Below are 17,868 nucleotides of genomic sequence, written 5' to 3'. Positions count from 1 at the left end.
CATCAGGGTCGCGCGGCGAGCCGCCGCTCCAGTCCGCGGCGCAGCCGGGCCGAGGCGCCGGTCGCCGATCCGAGCGCCCGGACCCGCTCCGCCGGCAGGTCGGCGCGGGCGGCCAGGGCGAGCGCCGCGGCGTAGGGCCGCTCCCCCGCGGCCAGCTGGTCGGCGACCGCGGCGAGCACGGCCTCCAGCACCGGCCCGACCACAGCGGGCTGTTCAGCCAGCAGGTGGAGCAGCAGGTTGTCGTTCCAGCCGCCGTGCCGGGCCCCGGCCAGCCGGGCGAGCGCGTCCGGCGGGGTGCGCGGGTTGACCGCGAGCGCCTGGTGGACGAACGGGTACCCGGTGTCCACCAGCCGGCGCAGCACGGCGGGGTCGCCGGAGGTCCGGGCCTCGGCGAGGCGGTCTGCGGGGGTGGGCACGGGTTCTGACTCCTCGGCACGAACGGGCCCGCCATCCTGTCACCGCGACCGGTCGGCCGGCACGGCGTTCCGCGCGGCGGCGCGCCGTCGCCGGGCCTTCGGGCCGGCTACCGCCGCCGCGCGGACCATGCCCGGCACCCGGCGAGGGCGCCCGCGCCGAACCAGCAGAGCTCGAAGGCGGCCCGGGCGGCGCCGTGCAGCGGGCGGTCGGCCGTCGGGGCCGCGAACTGCCCCCACAGGACGGCGAGTCCGGCCACGGAGAGGACCGCGACCAGCAACCGGACCGCGGGGCGGCCGGGCCTCGTCCACGCCCACCGGCCGGCTGCCCCGTACACCGCCAGCTCCGCGCCGAAGGCCAGCACGTCGACCGCGGTCAGGCCGTTCACCGGGCCACCGCCAGGGCGGAGAGCAGGTGCAGGACCGCGAACGCGCCGGCGCCGAACGCCATGCCGAGGTTGCGCTGGCGGAACCCGATAGCCGAGTCCGCGACCTGCGCCAGCCCGGACACCAGCAGCAGCGGCCAGGCGACCGCCGCGCCGCCGGCCACCGCCGCCACCGCGGTCGCCGCTCCCAACGGAAGGGCCCGGCCCGCGTAGGCCCGGACGTAGACGTGCGTCCCGAGGGTGACCGGCTCACCCGCGGGCAGCCCGAGGCCGGGCCTGCACACCCCCACCACGCTGGATCCCGCACTCGCCAGCGCGGCCAGTGCGTTGGCCGCCAGCAGAACATCCATCCCATCTCCCCCTGAATCATTCGAGCTTTGAACGATACGGGGACGGTATCATTCTCGTCATGAGCGATGTCAAGGGAGCAGCCGCGCTGCGCGCCACACTGGTCTTCAACCTGGGCACCCTCGGCGCCCTGGCCTCCGACCGCTTCGCCGCCCGGGTCGACGCGCTCGGCCTGAAGCCCAAGCACGCCGGGCTGCTCGCCGCGCTGGACGCCGGATCCGCCGCCTCCCAGCAGGAGCTGGCCACCCGCCTGGGCGTCGCCCCCAGCCTGATCGTGGCGCTCGCCGACCAGTTGCAGGAGCTCGGCGCGGTCGAACGCGTCCGCGACCCCGAGGACCGCCGCCGCCAGGTCCTCACCCTCACCGCCCACGGCCGGAACCTGCTCACCCGCTGCGCCGAAGCCGCCGAGGCCGCCGACGCCGACCTCACCGCCGGCCTCACCGGAGCCCAGCGCACCGCCCTGACCGAGACCCTGCGCACCCTCGGCGGACAGCACGTCCCGCACTGACCGGATGCGCGGCGAGCCCGTCGGCGCGTAGCGTGCTTGACGCTCCGTCGGTTCGAGACTCCCGAGAGGGGTCCACGTGTCAGAACGACTTCAGCGCAACCAGTTGGTCATCGACGAATTCCGCTCCTCCGCCGGGGTGGTGGGCGGCGACTTCGCCGGCGTGCCGCTGCTTCTGCTCACCACCACCGGCGCCCGCAGCGGGGAGTCGCGCGTCATGCCGGTGACCTACCTGGAGGACGGCGGGCGGCTGGTGATCTTCGGGGCCAACGGGGGCCGGGCGAACCACCCCGGCTGGTACCACAACCTGCTCGCCGACCCGGCCGCCCGGGTCGAGGTCGGCGCGGAGAGCTTCGCGGTCACCGCGTCCGTGGCCGAGGGCGCCGAACACGACCGGCTCTGGGCCCGGCAGTTGCCGCACACCCCGTACTTCGCGGGGTTCCAGGAGCGGGCCGGACGCCGGATCCCGGTGGTCGTCCTGACGCGGGACGCGACGAGCTGACCCGGGCCGTCGTGCCGCGCCGATCGGCGGGATCCAGCGCCCGGGCGGCGGTCAGCGGGCCGGGAGGATCTCCACGCCGGCCGCGGTGAGGCGCTCCAGGGCGGGGTGGGCCGGATCGGCGTCGGTGATCAGACCGGTGATCCGGTCCCAGGGCAGGACCCGGAACGGGGAGGCGGCGCCGATCTTCTCCGCGGAGGCGAGGATCCAGGTCTCGGCGGCGCGGGCGGCGAGGGCGCGCTTCATGGCGGCCTCGTCGGCGTCGCCGGTGGTCAGGCCCGCGTCCGGGTGGACGCCCGTGACGCCGAGCAGGCAGAGGTCGGCCGAGACGTTCTGGGCGGCCTCGACCGCCGCCGCGCCGCAGGCCACCGCGGAGTGCTTGAACACCCGTCCGCCGAGCAGGAACAGCTCCGCCCGCGGGTGTTCCAGCAGGGCCGCGACCACCGTCGGACTGTGTGTGATCACGGTGCAGTGGAGGTCCGGCGGCAGCAGTTCGGCCACCGCGAGCGCGGTGGTGCCGCCGTCCAGGATCAGCGTGCTGCCGGGACGGACCAGGGCGACGGCCGCCGCTGCGACGCGGCGCTTCCCGCCGGGCGTGACGGACTGCCGCTCGGCGTAACCGACCACGGCGGGCGAGGCGGGCAGCGCCCCGCCGTAGACCCGCTGGCAGAGCCCTTCCGCGGCCAGGTCACGCAGGTCGCGCCGGACGCTGTCCTCGGAGATGCCCAGGTCGGCGGCCACCTCCTTGGCGACCACCTTCCCCTCGCGGGCCAGCAGCCCGAGCAGGTGGTCGCGCCGTTCCGCAGCGAGCATTGCTTGCTCCCTCCTGTTCCTTCACGTTTCTGCGTGTATCGTAGCCGACCATGACCGACACCGATGCACCCATGCTCGTCCTGATCGCCGGACCGTACCGCTCCGGCACCGACGGCGACCCGCAGGCGATGGCCGCCAACCTGGCCCGGCTGGAGGCGGCCGCCTGGCCCGTCTTCGCCGCCGGCCACCTTCCCGTCATCGGCGAGTGGATCGCCCTCCCGGTGCTCCACTCCGCCGGCGCGGGGCCGACCGACCCGCTCGCCGAGCAGGTGCTCTACCCCGCCGCCGACCGGCTGCTCGCCCACTGCGACGCCGTGCTCCGCCTGCCCGGCGAGTCCACCGGGGCCGACCAGGACGTCGCCACCGCACGCCGCCGCGGCCTCCCCGTCTACCACGACGTCTCCGAACTCCCGCACCGCGCACCGCAGCGGGCCGCATGACTGCCCGCCCCGGCGTCGACGCCCCCGACCACCGCGGCCGCACCGGCCTCGACCGCGCCGGGCGCGACCTGCGCCGCAACCCCGACGTCCTGGTCCGCGAGGTGGAACTCACCTCCCGCGGCTGGCACGTGCTGCGCCGCACCACCTTCGACTACCGCCGCCGCGACGGCCGTTGGACCACCCAGCAGCGCGAGACCTACGACCGGGGCAACGGCGCCGCGGTCCTGCCGTACGACACCGAACGCGGGGTGGTCCTGCTCACCCGCCAGTTCCGCTACCCGGCCTACGTCAACGGGCACCCCGACGGCATGCTGATCGAGGCGGCGGCCGGCCTGCTCGACGAGGACGACCCCGAGACCGCGGTGCGCCGCGAGAGCGCCGAGGAGCTCGGCGTCCGGCTCGGCCCGCTCACCCTGGTGGTGGACGCGTTCATGAGCCCGGGCTCGGTCACCGAGCGCCTGCACTGCTACGCCGCCCCCTACCGTCCCGCCGACCGGACCGGACCCGGCGGCGGCCTGGAGGACGACGGCGAGGACATCGAGGTGCTCGAACTCCCCTTCGCCGAAGCGCTCGCGATGACCCGGGACGGCCGCATCGCCGACGGCAAGACCGTCCTGCTGCTCCAGTGGGCCGCCCTGCACGGCCCGTTCGCCGGCGCCCGGGAACGCTGAGGCCCCCGGCTGCGGCCCCGGGCCACGGGTGTCTTCCGGCCGGCCAGGCAGCGGACCGCGCCGTCACCCGGGCGGCTCTCCCGGTCCGCAGGCCGCCGGGGCGCCTGTCGGCTCCCCGGCGGTCTCCGTTCCCCACGCGTTCCCGAAAACGTGCAGAAACGTGCAGGAGGGGTCAGGGCCGGGTCGGGCCGCCGTACTTGGCGAAGAAGTCCTCCGCGAAGAACGCGAACAGCGCCACGTCGACGTGCCGGCCCGCCACGAACAGGTGGCGGCGGAGGCGGCCCTCCTCGGTGAAGCCGAGCCGGCGCTGGAGCTGCAGCGAGGCCTCGTTGTGGGCGAAGACCCGCGCGGTGGCCTTGTGGTGACGCCGTTCCTCGAACTGGTGGCGCAGCACCAGGCGGGCGGCCTCGGTGGCGTAGCCGCGGCGGCGGTGCTCCTCGGCGATGGTGAGGCCGTACTCGAACCAGCCGCTGCGCGAGTCGGCCCGGTGGACGCCGATCGAACCGACCGCGACCTTCTCCTCCAGGGATTCGACGACCAGTTGGTAGGTGTCGCCGGTCGGGTCGGCGGTGGCGCCCTCCCGGGCGACGCTCTGCCAGCCCTCGGCGGAGCGCGGCGGGTTGAGCGCGTCCCCGAGACGTTCCTCCTGCGCCGAGAGCCGCGCGAGCAGCGGCCCGTCGTCCGGCTCCACCGCCCGCAGGCGGACCCGTTCACCCGTCCAGTAGCTAGTCATCCGATCTTCGTACCATGCGTACGCGGACGGCGTCCGGGAGTTGGCGCAGTCGCCGCCCACCACGGCGCTCCGCCGGGGCGGCCCGCGAACTCGGCACTCACAGGCCCCAGATGAGCAGGTACCCGGCCGTTCCCGCGAGGACGGCGAGCAGGCAGCCGAGGAGCGGCCCGCGGGCGGACGCCGGGACCGGCTTCGGCGCGGTCTCCCGGGTGCTCTCCGGAGCGGTGTCCAGCGGGACCTGCACAGCCCCGGTCTGCCGGCCCGGCACCGTGACCCGCCACGGCCGCTCCGGGTCGTGGCTGACGTCCAGCGTCCGCCCCGCCCGGTACTCCGACAGGTCCATCACGTTCACCCGGGCCACGGCGTTCACCCGGTACGCGCCGCGGCCCTTCGGGGCCACCGTCAGATCCAGGTGCACCAGGTGCTCCGGGCCGTCGCCGGTCGCCCGGGCGGCCTCCACCCGGGCCAGGGCCGGCGACATCGGGCCCTGCACCACCTGCAGCCCGGCCCGGCTGCGCCGGCCCGCGAAGACCATCGCACCCGCGACCAGCCCCGTCCACGGGACCAGGTTGACCCCGATCACGAACCGGCCCACCCCGCCGTCCCCGAGCCTGGTCGCCCCCGAGACCACCGCCCCCAACTCGCCGCCCACCACTACGAACAGCACCAGCCCGATCCAGAACATCCCCGCCCCCTTCGGCCGACGACGAGGATAGACGAGCGGTCCTCCGCCCGGCCTCCCCGGGAGCGGCGGGCCCGGGGAGGCCGCCTACAATCGGCTCGCCCGGCGCGCTCCGAGCACCACCCGGACGCCCCGGACCGGCTGACGGTGCTATCGAGGCGGGGGGCCATGACCGGCGAGGAGATACCCGGCGCGCGGGCCGAACTGCGGCGGCGCGGCGAGCAGTTGTTCGCCGAATTCGCGGCGCTGCTGGCAGAGTTGGCCCCGGGACAGGCACCGCCCGCCGCCCTGCCCGAGCACCCGGACATCGTCGCCTGGGGCAACCCGCTGAGCTTCGCGCACTACCGGCAGGTCGCCTTCGACCGGCCGCCGAACGACCCCGGTCTGCCGGCCCGGGCCGAAGCCCTGCTGGCCGACTGGCAGTTGACCCGGGAGCGGAGCGAGTCCGGCGCGGTGGTGCTGCACGCCCAGCGCGACGGGCTGAAACTCCGGCTGCACTTCCACCCGCGGCGCGGCCTGACCCTGTGCCGGGCCGAGACCGAGCCGATGGTGCTGCACCGCGCCGAGGAGTTCGTCCGCCCCGAGCCGCTGCTCTCCCCCGGCGACGTCCGTCCGGGGTGGGAACTCTGCCCCGAGTGCGAGGGCCTGGGACGGTGCGAGGAGTGCTGGGGCCGCGGCTGGACGACGGGCGGCGTCACCTGGGTGATCGGCCCCACCGAGGGCCGGGCCACCTGCCGGGAGTGCCGGGGCGGCCGCGCGTGCCCGATCTGCCGCGGCGCCGGGCAGCGCCCGCGCCGCTGAACCCGGAAGGTCGCGGAGCCCCGTCGAAGCCGGCCGCGACGCGGACTATCCGGAGCCCGTTCCGCGGAGGCCCTGCTCCAGGAGACGCCGAGCCGGATCTGCCGGGCCGACAGACTGTCTGACGGACCGTCAGTACCGGTACCGGACCGCCTCCACGATCTGCTCCGGGGTGCGGTCGGCGAACCGGGCGATCTCCGCCTCCCGGACGTCGATCACCGACCGCCACAGCTGCTCGCCCATCGCGTCGCGCAGCACCTCGGACTTGCGCAGTGCGTCCACCGCCCGGTCGAGCGAGTCGGGCAGGCGTTCGGCGGCTCCGTCGGGGTCTCCGGTGGTCTCGGCGGGCAGGTGGAGCGCCCGGCCGAGGCCCGCCAGGCCGGCGGCGAGCACGCCGCCGATCGCCAGGTACGGGTTGGCGGCGGCGTCGAAGCACTTGATCTCGGCGTTGGCCTGCTCGGGCACGGATCCGGTGATCAGCCGCAGCGCGGCCTCCCGGTTCTCCAGGCCCCAGCAGCGGTGCGGCCCGGACCAGCGGCCGGGGACCAGCCGCAGGTAGCTGGCGACGGACGGCGCGCCGAGCGCCAGCAGGGCGGGAAGCTCCGCGAGCACCCCGGCCAGGAACGCCTCGGCCTCCCGGGTCAGGCCGTGCGGGCCGCTGCCGCCGTGCCCGAGGTTGTGACCGTCCCGCCACAGGCTGAGGTGCAGGTGGCCGCCGTTGCCGACGCCGCCGGGCTCGGTGACGGGCGCGAAGCTGGCGTGCAGCCCGTGCCGCAGCGAGACCGCCTGGACGGTCTGCCGGACCAGCAGCGCCGCGTCGGCGGCCGCCACCGGCCCGGCGGGCGCGACCGACAGCTCGAACTGGCCCTCGGTGTACTCCGGGTGCAGTTGGAGCACTGTCAGCTGCTGCTCGCGCAGGGCCCGCAGCAGGTCGCGCAGGTAGTCGCTGTGGCCGATCAGCCGGCGCATGCCGTACGCGGGGCCCGACTCGCCGCCGTCGACGATCCACTCCACCTCGATGCCGGCCAGCACGGCCAGCCCGCGTTCGGCGAGCGCCTCGGCGGTGCGGCGGGCGAACTGCCGCTGGCAGCCGGAGTGCGGCTCGCCGTGCTGGGTGTACCGGTCGCCGGGGGCCCAGGCCCAGCCGGGCTGGGCGGCCAGGCGGTGCAGCCCGGCCAGGTCGGGGACCAGGCGCAGGTCGCCGACCGGGCTGCCGCCGGGGGCGAGCGAGTCGTCCACCAGGAAGGCGTCGAAGCAGGGGGCGGCGCCGACGCCCCACTGCGCGGCGGCCTCCAGGGCGCGGACGGGTACGGTCTTGACCCGGGTGACGCCGGCGTTGTCGACCCAGCCGACGATCACGCCGTCGACGCCCTCGGCCTCGATCCGGGTGGCGATCACCCGGGCCTCGGCGGCGCGTTCGGTGCGGGGCTTGGCGGTGCTCATGGACCCATCCTGGCCAGCGCGGATGCGGCCGTCGGGCGACCTGGCCGGGCGCTCACCCGTCCGTGGCGGAACCGGTGTGACGCAGGTCACATCGGATGATGAAATTTCCGGGGAGCTACTCCCCGTTTAGTCATCTGTCCGCAACAAACCGGGGAGTCGCTCCCCACTCCGAACACCGCCGCTCGAAGGGAGCACACCATGACCACTGTCGCCGCAGCTCCCCGCCAGCGCGCGGACGCGACCCGCAACCGGGCGCGCATCGTGGCCGCGGCCCGGGAGGCGTTCGTCGAGTACGGGGCGATGGCCCCGCTGGACGAGATCGCCCGCCGGGCCGGAGTCGGCAACGCCACGCTGTACCGCAACTTCGCCGACCGCCGGACGCTGATCCACCAGGTCTCGCTCGCCGTGATGGAGCGGATCGTCGCCCACGCGCACGCGGCCGCCGCCGAGGAGCCCGACTCCTTCGCGGCCTTCAGCCGCTTCGTGCTCGCCGCGGCCGACGAACGGATCGGCGCGCTCTGTCCCCTGCTGTCCGACTCGGTCGACCCCAACGACCCCGAACTCGTCGAAGCGCGCGCCGAGATGAAGCAGGTCACCGAGGACCTGATCACCCGCGCGCAGCGCGACGGGCTGCTCCGCGCCGACGTCGGCGCCGGCGACGTGGTGGTCGCCATGGCCCAGCTCACCCGACCGCTCCCCGGCTTCGGCTGCCTCGACCTGGACCCGCACGTCCGGCGTCACCTGCAGCTCCTGCTGGACGGCCTGCGGACGCACTCCGCCCCGTCCGCGCTGCCCGGCCGTGCCGTGACCCTGGAGGACCTGAAGCACCGCGCCTGAACCCTCACGGCCGAAACCGCACGTTCCACGACTCTTCCTCCGCAGGACGCCCGACAGGGTCCTGTGACCTCGCACGCTTTCGAACGTCTCCGTACGCTCTCGCACACACAAGTGGGTACACCTTCATGTCTGACACCCTCCAGCCGGACCCGCGCCGGTGGAAGGCGCTGGTCTTCATCGCGCTGGCGCAACTCATGGTCGTGCTCGACGCGACCGTCGTGAACATCGCGCTCCCGAGCGCCCAGACCGACCTCGGCTTCGCCGACAGCAGCCGCCAGTGGGTCATCACCGCGTACGCGCTGGCCTTCGGCGGACTCCTGCTGTTCGGCGGCCGCATCGCGGACCTGTGGGGCCGTCGCCGGACCTTCATGGTCGGCCTGATCGGCTTCGCCGCGGCCTCCGCGATCGGCGGCGCCGCCGTCAACACCGGCATGCTGCTCGGCGCCCGCGCCCTGCAGGGCGTGTTCGGCGCGCTGCTCGCGCCCGCCGCGCTGTCGCTGCTCGCGGTGATGTTCACCGACGGCAAGGAGCGCGCCAAGGCGTTCGGCATCTACGGCGCCGTCGCCGGCGGTGGCGGTGCGATCGGCCTGATCCTGGGCGGCGTCCTCACCGAGTACCTGAACTGGCGCTGGACCTTCTACGTCAACATCCCGTTCGCGGTGATCGCCATCCTCGGCGCCGTCCTGGTCATCCGCGAGCCCGCCGTCGGCCTCAACCGCAACAAGCTCGACATCCCCGGCGTGGTGCTGGTCACCGCCGGCCTGGTCTCCCTGGTGTACGGCTTCACCCGCGCCGAGAGCAACGGCTGGAGCGACGGCACCACCATCGGCCTGTTCGTCGCCGCCGCGGTGCTGCTCGCCGCGTTCGTGTTCGTCGAGAGCCGGGTCAAGGCCCCGCTGCTGCCGCTGCGCGTGGTCACCGACCGCAACCGCGGCGGTGTCTACCTCTCGCTCGGCATGGCCGTGATCGGCATGTTCGGCCTGTTCCTGTTCCTGACCTTCTACATGCAGGGCGTGCTGGGCTACAAGCCGGTCGTCAACGGCCTGGCCTTCCTCCCGATGGTGGCCGGCATGATCACCGGCTCCACCCAGATCGGCGCCCGCCTGATGACCCGGGTCCCGGCCCGGTACCTGATGGCGCCCGGCTTCCTGGTCGCCTCGCTCGGCCTGCTGATCCTCACCCAGATCGACGTCGGCACCTCGTACTGGCAGATCCTGCCGGGCCTGGTCCTGATGGGCCTCGGCATGGGCACCGCCTTCATGCCCGCCATGAGCCTGGCCACCTACGGCGTGCAGCCGCGGGACGCCGGCGTCGCCTCCGCGATGGTCAACACCTCGCAGCAGGTCGGCGGCGCGATCGGCACCGCCCTGCTGAGCACCGTCGCGAACAGCGCCGCGGTCGCGTACGGCAAGGCCCACGGCGCCGCCGCGGGCGCCAACCCGGAGCTGTTCAAGCTCCAGGCCGCCGTGCACTCCTACACCACCGCGATCTGGTGGGCCTTCGGCATCCTGGTCCTGGCCGGCGTCACCGCCTTCGCCCTGATCAACGCCGGCAAGCCCGAGCACCACGCCGCGGACGCCACCGCCGAGGACGCCGTCCCCGTCATGGCGCACTGACACCCCGTCACCCCCGAACGGCCCGCCCGGAACCCTCCGGGCGGGCCGTTCGGCGTTCAACGCGAGTAGCGCTTCAACTCTTCGGTGTCCAGCGTGATGCCCACCGGGCCGGGCAGCACGACCTCGTGGCCGTAGGCCAGCGTCACGATGCTCTCGTACCGGCCGTCGCCGGGCTCGCTGTGCACGGTCACCGAACCGGCGTCACGGTCGATCAACAGGTACACCGGGATCTCGGCTTCGGCGTACGCCACCGGCTTCTCGACCCGGTCCCGCTGGTGGGTGTCGGTGTCGTAGGACGTCACCTCGACCACCATCAGCACCTGCGCCGGGTCGGCCCACTCGCCCTGACCGGCGAAGGCCCCGTCTCGGGCGAGCGCGCCATCGGGCTTCGCGTGACCGGCCCGGTAGCGCTCCACCTTCAAGCCCTGCTCCGCGTACAGCCACAGGTCCGGGCGGTACTGCATGCAGCGCTTCGAGACCCAGCGAATGATCTCTCCGTGGTCGCCGTCGGGCACCGGCTTGACTCCGATCCTGCCGTTGATGAACTCGAGCACCACGTCCTGCCGCTCCGCGGCTATGGCGATCTCTCTGAACTGCTCGAGTTCCATCTGCGGGTGCTCAGTCGTCATGACAGCCATGGTGTCCTCCTCGGGGAGTTGCGGCCACAGTATTGAGCAGGAGCCGTCCCGGCGTGCCGCACTTCCCTCTTCCTACCCGTGAGTAGCTGGGCTACAGTGTCGGCACGCACCAGCGCCGGGCTTCGGGAGCCGCACCGGCGGGTGGCGTTTCTTCCCTGTGTGCGCGTCGGCGTCGCTTCATGATCCTTGCGGAGCGCCTGAGCACCACGGCACGTGCCCCTCGACGGGACCGGAGCGGACCGGACCGGACGACGGGGTCGCCGCTGTTCTTCTTCCGTTCCCGTTTCTCCCGTGCCGTCGGCACACCCTCCCTCGTCACACCCTCCGTCCGGGGTCGCGCTGTCGCGGCCGGACGGTGGCGGGGGCCGCGGCACGGGGCCCATGACAAGGAGTCTGGACAATGGAGCGTCCCTTCCCCACTGTTGCCGTGGTCGGCCTGGGCACCATGGGTGCCGGGGTGGCCGTGGCGGTTGCGCGCAGCGGCCGGCGGGTGATCGGCGTGGAGGCCGGCCCGACCCAGGCGGTGCGGGCGCTGGCCCGGATCGAGGCGGCCACCGCGCGGGCGGTGGAGCGCGAGCGGCTCACCGCCGAGGAGCGCGCCGCGCTGCTGGCGCTGATCGAGGTCGGCGCCGACCTGACGGCGGCGGCGCAGGCGGACCTGGTGATCGAGGAGGTCCCGGAGGACCTGGAGCTGAAGCGCGCCCTGTTCGCCGAACTGGACCGGATCTGCCCGCCGGAGACGGTGCTGGCGACCGGTACCACCGCGCTGAGCGTGACCCGGATCGCGGCGGCCACCGCCCGGCCGGAGCGCGTGCTGGGCGTGCACTTCTTCAACCCGGTGCACACCATGAAGCTGGTCGAGGTGGTCCGCACCGTGCTGACCTCCCCTCAGGCGGCCGATCAGGTCGCCGAGTTGGCCCGCGACCTGGGCAAGGAGCCGGTGGCGGCGGGCGACCGGGCCGGCTTCATCGCCAACGGCCTGCTGTTCGCGTACCTGAACCAGGCGGCGGCGATGTTCGAGTCCCGGTACGCCACCCGGGAGGACATCGACGCGGCGATGCGGCTGGGGTGCGGGCTGCCGATGGGCCCGCTGGCCCTGCTGGACCTGATCGGCGTGGACACCGCCCGCACCGTGCTGGAGGCCATGTACGAGCAGTCCAGGGACCGGCTGCACGCCCCGGCGCCGATCCTCGGCCAGCTGGTCGCGGCGGGGCTGCTGGGCCGCAAGTCGGGCCGCGGCTTCTACACCTACGAGGCCCCGGGCTCGTCCAAGGTGGTCGCCGAGGAGGCCGCGGCGGCGCAGACGCGGGCGGCGGGCCGCGAGGTGCGCAGCGTCGGCGTGTGCGGCAGCGGGACGATGGCGACCGGCATCGTGGAGGTGTTCGCGAAGGCGGGCTTCCCGGTGCTGCTGGCGGCCCGCAGCCAGGAGAAGGCGGAGAGGGCGAAGGCGCAGCTGGCGAAGTCGCTGGAGCGTTCGGTGGCCAAGGGCCGGCTCACCGAGCAGGCCCGGGACGCGGCGCTGGCACTGGTCACCCCGACCGGCTCGTACCAGGACCTGGCGGACGTCGACCTGGTGATGGAGGCGGTCGCGGAGGACCTGGCGGTCAAGCGCGAGCTGTTCGGCGCCCTGGACAAGTTCGTCAAGCCGGGCGCGGTGCTGGCCACCACCACCTCCTCGCTGCCGGTGATCTCCTGCGCGACGGCGACCTCCCGCCCGCAGGACGTGATCGGGATGCACTTCTTCAACCCGGCGCCGGCCATGAAGCTGGTCGAGGTGGTCTCCACGGTGCTGACCGCGGAGGACGTCACGGCGACCGTGCTGGAGCTGTGCGGCACGGTGAAGAAGCACGCCGTGGAGTGCGGCGACCGGGCCGGGTTCATCGTGAACGCGCTGCTCTTCCCGTACCTGAACGACGCGGTGCGGATGCTGCAGGAGCACTACGCGACGGTGGACGACATCGACACCGCGATGAAGCTGGGCTGCGGCTACCCGATGGGCCCGTTCGAGCTGCTGGACGTGGTGGGCCTGGACGTGTCGCTGACCATCGAGCAGGTGCTGCACCAGGAGTTCCGCGAGCCGGGCCTGGCGGCGGCGCCGCTGCTGGAGCACCTGGTCGCGGCGGGCTGCCTGGGCCGCAAGACCGGCCGCGGTTTCCGCGACCACGCACGGCGATGACCGGGCGTCCGGGGCCCGCCGCGGCGTCCGCTCCGGGGTCCGCCCCGGGGCCCCGGCCGTCGCCCGCCGGAGGGGTCGACGCCGGTGCGGCGAGGCCCCCTTGGGGTACGGGTGCGGTCTCCTCGCGGTGGCCGCGGCCCGCGGTGGCGCCGCCTGCGGCGCCGGTGCGGCGGGCCAGGCCGACCGGGGCGCCGCTGGGTGCGTGTAGCGTTCCGAACATGGATCGCCAGACCTCGCCCTCCCAGCAGCAGCCGCCGGCCGCCGGGCCGGACCAGACGCGGTCGGGGGTGGAGTCCGGAGCGGGCAGCCGCCGGGCCGCCGCCCAGCGGCTGCAGATGCGCCAGGACCTCACCGCGGCGGCCATGGAGCTGTTCGCCACCCAGGGGTACGAGGAGACGACGGTCGATCAGATCGCGGCCGCCGCCGGCGTCGCCCGGCGCACCTTCTTCCGGTACTTCCGGTCCAAGGAGGAGGCGATCTTCCCGGACCACGACGACACCCTGGTGCGGGTGGCCGACCTGCTGGCGAGCGCCGAGCCGGAGGAGCACCCGCTGGACGTGGTGTGCCGGGGCATCAAGGAGGTGCTGCGGATGTACGCCTCCACCCCGGACATGTCGGTGGCCCGCTACCAGCTGATCCGGCAGGTGCCGGCGCTGCGCGAGCGCGAGATCGCCGTGGTCTCCCGCTACGAGCGGCTGTTCACCCGCTACCTGCTGGGCCGGTTCGACGCGGCCGAGCAGACCCCGCCGGGCTGGCAGCGCGGCGGGGACGACGACTCGATGCTGGCCGAGGTCTCGGCGGCGGCGGTGGTCGCGGCGCACAACCACGTGCTGCGGCGCTGGCTGCGGGCCGGGAGCCACGGCGACGTGGAGGCGCAGCTGGACCACTCCTTCGAGGTGATCAGGGGGACGTTCTGGCCGACCCCGCCGAGCGGCGCCCGCCGCCGCGGAACCACGCTGGCACCCGGTGCCAATGGTGACGGAGCGTCGCCGGAGGAGCCGAGTGCAGTGAGCGCACTGAGTGCCAGCCCGGGCGGTGAGGTACTGATCACAGTCGCCCGGACGGACGCACCGCTGGAGACCGTGGTGGATTCGATCAGAGCCGCGCTGGCCGGTAGAACTCCCGCATAATCCAGGCAGTTTCCGCAGGTGGCAGCAGATTCGAAGGCCCGTTCCCGATTTCGGGAACGGGCCTTCGGGCGTTCCCGGCGGCGCTCGGCACAGCGTGTCCTGGCTCACGCCACAACTTGGCACCGCGTGTCTTTACGAGTGGCACAGGGTGCCACTACCTTGTTCCCACCGGCTGCGGCGCCGCGGCTCCCCACCTCGGCGCGCCGTCCACCGGCGTCCCCTACCGAGGGGACGAGAACCAGCAGCACCCACGCGGCGACCACCCAGACCCGCCGCACCCGCAGTACCCACCCTCAGACCCTCAGCGAAGCCGGTGTCCGCTCCCGGCTCCCCCAGACGCCCTGTGTCCCTCGCACAGGTACGCCTTCGGAGGCAGCCATGCAGGAAATTCTCGACGCGATCCTCAGCGGTGACGCCACGTCCGCGGACTACGCCGCCATCGCGCTGCCCGAGTCCTACCGGGCCGTGACGCTCCACAAGGACGAGGAGCAGATGTTCGCCGGCCTCGCCAGCCGCGACAAGGACCCGCGCAAGTCGCTCCACCTGGACGACGTGCCGCTGCCCGAGCTCGGCCCGGGCGAGGCCCTGGTCGCCGTGATGGCCAGCTCGGTCAACTACAACACCGTGTGGAGCTCGATCTTCGAGCCGGTCTCCACCTTCGGCTTCCTGGAGCGCTACGGGCGCCTCTCGCCGCTGACGAACCGTCACGACCTGCCGTACCACGTGCTCGGCTCCGACCTGGCGGGCGTGGTGCTGCGCACCGGCGCCGGCGTCAACGCCTGGAAGCCGGGCGACGAGGTCGTCGCGCACTGCCTGTCGGTCGAGCTGGAGTCCCCGGACGGCCACAACGACACGATGATGGACCCGGAGCAGCGCATCTGGGGCTTCGAGACCAACTTCGGCGGCCTGGCCCAGATCGCCCTGGTGAAGACCAACCAGCTGCTCCCCAAGCCCAAGCACCTCACCTGGGAGGAGGCCGCCTCCCCGGGCCTGGTCAACTCCACCGCCTACCGCCAGCTGGTCTCCCGCAACGGCGCCGGCATGAAGCAGGGCGACAACGTGCTGATCTGGGGCGCCAGCGGCGGCCTCGGCTCGTACGCCACCCAGTACGCGCTGGCCGGCGGCGCCACCCCGATCTGCGTGGTCTCCAGCCCGCAGAAGGCCGACATCTGCCGCGCCATGGGCGCCGAGGCGATCATCGACCGCTCCGCCGAGGGCTACCGGTTCTGGAAGGACGAGAACAACCAGGACCCGCGCGAGTGGAAGCGCCTGGGGTCGAAGATCCGCGAGTTCACCGGCGGCGAGGACGTCGACATCGTCTTCGAGCACCCGGGCCGCGAGACCTTCGGCGCGTCGGTCTACGTCACCCGCAAGGGCGGCACCATCGTCACCTGCGCCTCCACCTCCGGCTACATGCACCAGTACGACAACCGCTACCTGTGGATGTCGCTGAAGCGCATCGTCGGCTCGCACTTCGCCAACTACCGCGAGGCCTTCGAGGCCAACCGGCTGGTCGCCAAGGGCAAGATCCACCCGACCCTGTCGAAGGTCTACTCCCTGGAGGAGACCGGCCAGGCCGCCCTCGACGTGCACCACAACAAGCACCAGGGCAAGGTCGGCGTGCTCTGCCTCGCCCCCCAGGAAGGCCTGGGCGTGCGCAACCACGAGCTCCGCGAGCAGCACCTCACCAAGATCAACGCCTTCCGGGACATCTGATGGCCGCTCAGGAACGCGACCGCCCCTGGCTGATGCGCACCTACGCCGGGCACTCCACCGCGAGCGACTCCAACGCGCTCTACCGGCGGAACCTGGCGAAGGGCCAGACCGGCCTGTCGGTGGCCTTCGACCTGCCGACCCAGACCGGTTACGACTCCGACCACGTCCTCGCCCGCGGCGAGGTCGGCCGGGTCGGCGTGCCGGTCGGGCACCTGGGCGACATGCGGACCCTGTTCGACGGGATCCCGCTGGAGCGCACCAACACCTCGATGACCATCAACGCCACCGCCATGTGGCTGCTGGCGCTGTACCAGGTGGTCGCCGAGGAGCAGGGCGCGGACATCGCCAAGCTCACCGGCACCACCCAGAACGACATCGTCAAGGAGTACCTGTCGCGCGGGACGCACGTCTTCCCGCCCGGCCCCTCCGTCCGGCTGATCACCGACATGATCGCCTACACCGTGGCGCACCTCCCGAAGTGGAACCCGATCAACATCTGCAGCTACCACCTGCAGGAGGCCGGGGCGACCCCCGTCCAGGAGATCGCCTACTCGATGTGCACCGCGATCGCCGTCCTCGACGCCGTCCGCGACTCCGGGCAGGTCCCGGCCGAGCGGATGGGCGAGGTGGTCGGCCGGATCTCCTTCTTCGTCAACGCGGGCGTCCGCTTCGTCGAGGAGATGTGCAAGATGCGCGCCTTCAACCGGCTGTGGGAGAAGGTCACCCGGGAGCGCTACGGCATCGAGGACGCCAAGCAGCGCCGGTTCCGCTACGGCGTGCAGGTCAACTCGCTCGGCCTGACCGAGGCCCAGCCGGAGAACAACGTCCAGCGCATCGTGCTGGAGATGCTGGCCGTCACGCTGTCCAAGGACGCCCGCGCCCGGGCCGTCCAACTCCCGGCCTGGAACGAGGCGCTGGGCCTGCCCCGGCCGTGGGACCAGCAGTGGTCGCTGCGCATCCAGCAGGTGCTGGCCTACGAGTCGGACCTGCTGGAGTACGGCGACCTGTTCAACGGCTCGCACGTCGTCGAGGCGAAGACCGAGGAACTGCTGGCCGGCGCCGAGGCGGAGATCGCCAAGGTGCTGGAGATGGGCGGGGTGATCCCGGCCGTCGAGTCCGGCTACCTGAAGTCCAACCTGGTCGCCTCGCACGCCGAGCGGCGGGCCCGGATCGAGGCCGGCCAGGACCGGATCGTCGGCGTCAACTGCTTCGACACCACCGAGGACAGCCCGCTCACCGCCGACCTGGACACCGCCATCATGGTGGTCGACCCGGCCTCCGAGCGCTCCGTGCTGGACAACCTGGAGTCCTGGCGGGCCGGCCGCGACGAGGCCGCCGTGCAGCAGTCCCTGGCCCGCCTCAAGGAGGTGGCCGCCACCGCGCAGAACCTGATGGACGCCACCCTGGCCTGCGCCCGGGCCGGCGCCACCACCGGCGAGTGGTCCTTCGCGCTGCGCGAGGTGTTCGGCGAGTACCGGGCCCCCACCGGCGTCGGCGGCGCGCCCGTCGCGGTCGCCGCCGAGCCCGGCGGCGAACTCGCCGCCGTCCGCGAGGCCGTCGCCGCCACCGCCGCCGAACTCGGCGCCGGCAAGCTGCGCCTGCTGGTCGGCAAGCCCGGCCTGGACGGACACTCCAACGGCGCCGAGCAGATCGCCGTCCGGGCCCGCGACGCCGGCTTCGAGGTGGTCTACCAGGGCATCCGCCTGACGCCCGAACAGATCGTCTCCGCGGCCGTCGCCGAGGACGTGCACTGTGTGGGCCTGTCCATCCTCTCCGGGGCGCACCCCGAACTGGTGCCGGACGTCCTGCACCGGCTGCGCCGCGCGGGGGTGGAGGATGTGCCGGTGATCGTGGGTGGAATCATCCCGGCTGCGGATGCGGAGGTCCTGCGGGCCGCCGGAGTCGCTGCCGTGTTCACACCCAAGGACTTCGGCATCACCACCATCATCGGCCGGATCGTGGACGAGATCCGGCTGGCCAACAGGCTTCAGCCGTGGGCCGCGACCACCGCCGCGACCAGCTGA

The 17,868-nt window shown here is 73.4% G+C and carries 19 protein-coding genes; 11 read left to right on the top strand and 8 right to left on the bottom strand.

Annotation, left to right across the window (positions count from 1 at the left end; translation table 11 throughout):
* Positions 1-2: 2 nt before the first annotated feature.
* The 3 genes from BX266_RS25730 to BX266_RS25720 all read right to left on the bottom strand — a co-directional run bounded on the left by BX266_RS25730 (position 3) and on the right by BX266_RS25720 (position 1,149).
* Positions 3-416, bottom strand: a complete 414-nt coding sequence (locus BX266_RS25730; protein WP_099903535.1) for a hypothetical protein — start codon at positions 414-416, stop codon at positions 3-5.
* A 107-nt stretch (positions 417-523) separates the two neighbouring features.
* Entirely contained in the window at positions 524-802 is a 279-nt protein-coding gene (locus BX266_RS25725) for a YrdB family protein (RefSeq protein ID WP_180290609.1), read from the bottom strand.
* Complete coding sequence (locus tag BX266_RS25720; RefSeq protein ID WP_099903533.1) at positions 799-1,149, bottom strand: hypothetical protein; 351 nt, start codon at positions 1,147-1,149, stop codon at positions 799-801. Before BX266_RS25720 ends, BX266_RS25725 begins: the two co-directional genes overlap by 4 nt.
* Positions 1,150-1,208: 59 nt before the next feature.
* Here BX266_RS25720 and BX266_RS25715 point away from each other — a divergent pair, with 59 nt between their 5' ends.
* Positions 1,209-1,655 (top strand): MarR family winged helix-turn-helix transcriptional regulator, encoded by a 447-nt coding sequence (locus tag BX266_RS25715; protein WP_099903531.1) that lies wholly within the window; start codon positions 1,209-1,211, stop codon positions 1,653-1,655.
* Between the two features lie 76 nt (positions 1,656-1,731).
* A complete protein-coding gene (locus BX266_RS25710) occupies positions 1,732-2,154 on the top strand; it encodes a nitroreductase family deazaflavin-dependent oxidoreductase (RefSeq protein ID WP_099903529.1) in 423 nt (140 codons plus the stop codon).
* A gap of 51 nt (positions 2,155-2,205) precedes the next feature.
* Here BX266_RS25710 and BX266_RS25705 read toward each other — a convergent pair whose 3' ends face one another.
* Positions 2,206-2,964 carry a DeoR/GlpR family DNA-binding transcription regulator gene (locus BX266_RS25705; protein ID WP_099903527.1) on the bottom strand — a complete coding sequence of 253 codons (759 nt, stop codon included), beginning with the start codon at positions 2,962-2,964 and terminating at the stop codon, positions 2,206-2,208.
* Between the two features lie 50 nt (positions 2,965-3,014).
* Here BX266_RS25705 and BX266_RS25700 point away from each other — a divergent pair, with 50 nt between their 5' ends.
* Both BX266_RS25700 and BX266_RS25695 read left to right on the top strand, forming a co-directional pair.
* Positions 3,015-3,404, top strand: coding sequence for a DUF4406 domain-containing protein (locus tag BX266_RS25700; RefSeq protein ID WP_259464846.1), 390 nt, complete (start codon positions 3,015-3,017; stop codon positions 3,402-3,404).
* Complete coding sequence (locus tag BX266_RS25695; RefSeq protein ID WP_099903525.1) at positions 3,401-4,075, top strand: NUDIX domain-containing protein; 675 nt, start codon at positions 3,401-3,403, stop codon at positions 4,073-4,075. The genes BX266_RS25700 and BX266_RS25695 overlap by 4 nt, the downstream gene beginning before the upstream one ends.
* Positions 4,076-4,247: 172 nt before the next feature.
* Here the strand turns inward: BX266_RS25695 and BX266_RS25690 are convergent, their stop codons facing one another.
* A complete protein-coding gene (locus BX266_RS25690) occupies positions 4,248-4,808 on the bottom strand; it encodes a GNAT family N-acetyltransferase (protein WP_099908311.1) in 561 nt (186 codons plus the stop codon).
* A 97-nt stretch (positions 4,809-4,905) separates the two neighbouring features.
* Positions 4,906-5,493: a hypothetical protein gene (locus tag BX266_RS25685; RefSeq protein ID WP_099903523.1), complete on the bottom strand. Its 588-nt coding sequence runs from the start codon at positions 5,491-5,493 to the stop codon at positions 4,906-4,908.
* A 165-nt stretch (positions 5,494-5,658) separates the two neighbouring features.
* Here BX266_RS25685 and BX266_RS25680 point away from each other — a divergent pair, with 165 nt between their 5' ends.
* Complete coding sequence (locus BX266_RS25680; RefSeq protein ID WP_099903521.1) at positions 5,659-6,291, top strand: hypothetical protein; 633 nt, start codon at positions 5,659-5,661, stop codon at positions 6,289-6,291.
* 129 nt (positions 6,292-6,420) lie between these two features.
* On the opposite strand, the gene BX266_RS25675 is transcribed toward BX266_RS25680, so the two are convergent.
* Positions 6,421-7,731 carry a glutamine synthetase family protein gene (locus BX266_RS25675; RefSeq protein ID WP_099903519.1) on the bottom strand — a complete coding sequence of 437 codons (1,311 nt, stop codon included), beginning with the start codon at positions 7,729-7,731 and terminating at the stop codon, positions 6,421-6,423.
* A 198-nt stretch (positions 7,732-7,929) separates the two neighbouring features.
* Between BX266_RS25675 and BX266_RS25670 the strand changes: the two genes are divergently transcribed.
* Together BX266_RS25670 and BX266_RS25665 are read left to right on the top strand one after the other, a co-directional pair.
* Positions 7,930-8,568, top strand: a complete 639-nt coding sequence (locus BX266_RS25670; RefSeq protein ID WP_099903517.1) for a TetR/AcrR family transcriptional regulator — start codon at positions 7,930-7,932, stop codon at positions 8,566-8,568.
* A gap of 125 nt (positions 8,569-8,693) precedes the next feature.
* On the top strand, positions 8,694-10,184 hold the full coding sequence (locus tag BX266_RS25665; RefSeq protein ID WP_099903515.1) for an MFS transporter: 1,491 nt from the start codon (positions 8,694-8,696) through the stop codon (positions 10,182-10,184).
* 56 nt (positions 10,185-10,240) lie between these two features.
* Here the strand turns inward: BX266_RS25665 and BX266_RS25660 are convergent, their stop codons facing one another.
* A complete protein-coding gene (locus BX266_RS25660; RefSeq protein ID WP_099903513.1) occupies positions 10,241-10,822 on the bottom strand; it encodes a Uma2 family endonuclease in 582 nt (193 codons plus the stop codon).
* A 400-nt stretch (positions 10,823-11,222) separates the two neighbouring features.
* Between BX266_RS25660 and BX266_RS25655 the strand changes: the two genes are divergently transcribed.
* The 4 genes from BX266_RS25655 to BX266_RS25640 all read left to right on the top strand — a co-directional run bounded on the left by BX266_RS25655 (position 11,223) and on the right by BX266_RS25640 (position 17,868).
* A complete protein-coding gene (locus BX266_RS25655; protein WP_099903511.1) occupies positions 11,223-12,998 on the top strand; it encodes a 3-hydroxyacyl-CoA dehydrogenase family protein in 1,776 nt (591 codons plus the stop codon).
* Positions 12,999-13,216: 218 nt separating this feature from the next.
* Positions 13,217-14,128 (top strand): TetR family transcriptional regulator, encoded by a 912-nt coding sequence (locus tag BX266_RS25650; protein ID WP_099903509.1) that lies wholly within the window; start codon positions 13,217-13,219, stop codon positions 14,126-14,128.
* 378 nt (positions 14,129-14,506) lie between these two features.
* Positions 14,507-15,844 carry a crotonyl-CoA carboxylase/reductase gene (ccrA, locus tag BX266_RS25645; protein ID WP_099903507.1) on the top strand — a complete coding sequence of 446 codons (1,338 nt, stop codon included), beginning with the start codon at positions 14,507-14,509 and terminating at the stop codon, positions 15,842-15,844.
* Entirely contained in the window at positions 15,844-17,868 is a 2,025-nt protein-coding gene (locus BX266_RS25640) for a protein meaA (protein WP_099903505.1), read from the top strand. The genes ccrA and BX266_RS25640 overlap by 1 nt, the downstream gene beginning before the upstream one ends.

Source organism: Streptomyces sp. TLI_171 (assembly GCF_003610255.1).
GTDB lineage: Bacteria > Actinomycetota > Actinomycetes > Streptomycetales > Streptomycetaceae > Kitasatospora.
The sequence above is the reverse complement of the archived record's forward strand: the minus strand, read 5'-3'. Positions and strand labels throughout refer to the sequence as shown.

Excerpts from the sequence above, each read along its gene's own strand:
- BX266_RS25670 (WP_099903517.1), top strand. The coding sequence starts at position 7,930 with ATGACCACTGTCGCCGCAGCTCCCCGCCAGCGCGCGGACGCGACCCGC.
- BX266_RS25685 (WP_099903523.1), bottom strand. The coding sequence starts at position 5,493 with ATGTTCTGGATCGGGCTGGTGCTGTTCGTAGTGGTGGGCGGCGAGTTG.
- BX266_RS25680 (WP_099903521.1), top strand. The coding sequence starts at position 5,659 with ATGACCGGCGAGGAGATACCCGGCGCGCGGGCCGAACTGCGGCGGCGC.
- BX266_RS25690 (WP_099908311.1), bottom strand. The coding sequence starts at position 4,808 with ATGACTAGCTACTGGACGGGTGAACGGGTCCGCCTGCGGGCGGTGGAG.
- BX266_RS25715 (WP_099903531.1), top strand. The coding sequence starts at position 1,209 with ATGAGCGATGTCAAGGGAGCAGCCGCGCTGCGCGCCACACTGGTCTTC.
- BX266_RS25665 (WP_099903515.1), top strand. The coding sequence starts at position 8,694 with ATGTCTGACACCCTCCAGCCGGACCCGCGCCGGTGGAAGGCGCTGGTC.
- BX266_RS25655 (WP_099903511.1), top strand. The coding sequence starts at position 11,223 with ATGGAGCGTCCCTTCCCCACTGTTGCCGTGGTCGGCCTGGGCACCATG.
- BX266_RS25640 (WP_099903505.1), top strand. The coding sequence starts at position 15,844 with ATGGCCGCTCAGGAACGCGACCGCCCCTGGCTGATGCGCACCTACGCC.
- ccrA (WP_099903507.1), top strand. The coding sequence starts at position 14,507 with ATGCAGGAAATTCTCGACGCGATCCTCAGCGGTGACGCCACGTCCGCG.
- BX266_RS25675 (WP_099903519.1), bottom strand. The coding sequence starts at position 7,731 with ATGAGCACCGCCAAGCCCCGCACCGAACGCGCCGCCGAGGCCCGGGTG.
- BX266_RS25720 (WP_099903533.1), bottom strand. The coding sequence starts at position 1,149 with ATGGATGTTCTGCTGGCGGCCAACGCACTGGCCGCGCTGGCGAGTGCG.
- BX266_RS25695 (WP_099903525.1), top strand. The coding sequence starts at position 3,401 with ATGACTGCCCGCCCCGGCGTCGACGCCCCCGACCACCGCGGCCGCACC.
- BX266_RS25705 (WP_099903527.1), bottom strand. The coding sequence starts at position 2,964 with ATGCTCGCTGCGGAACGGCGCGACCACCTGCTCGGGCTGCTGGCCCGC.
- BX266_RS25660 (WP_099903513.1), bottom strand. The coding sequence starts at position 10,822 with ATGGCTGTCATGACGACTGAGCACCCGCAGATGGAACTCGAGCAGTTC.
- BX266_RS25700 (WP_259464846.1), top strand. The coding sequence starts at position 3,015 with ATGACCGACACCGATGCACCCATGCTCGTCCTGATCGCCGGACCGTAC.
- BX266_RS25650 (WP_099903509.1), top strand. The coding sequence starts at position 13,217 with ATGGATCGCCAGACCTCGCCCTCCCAGCAGCAGCCGCCGGCCGCCGGG.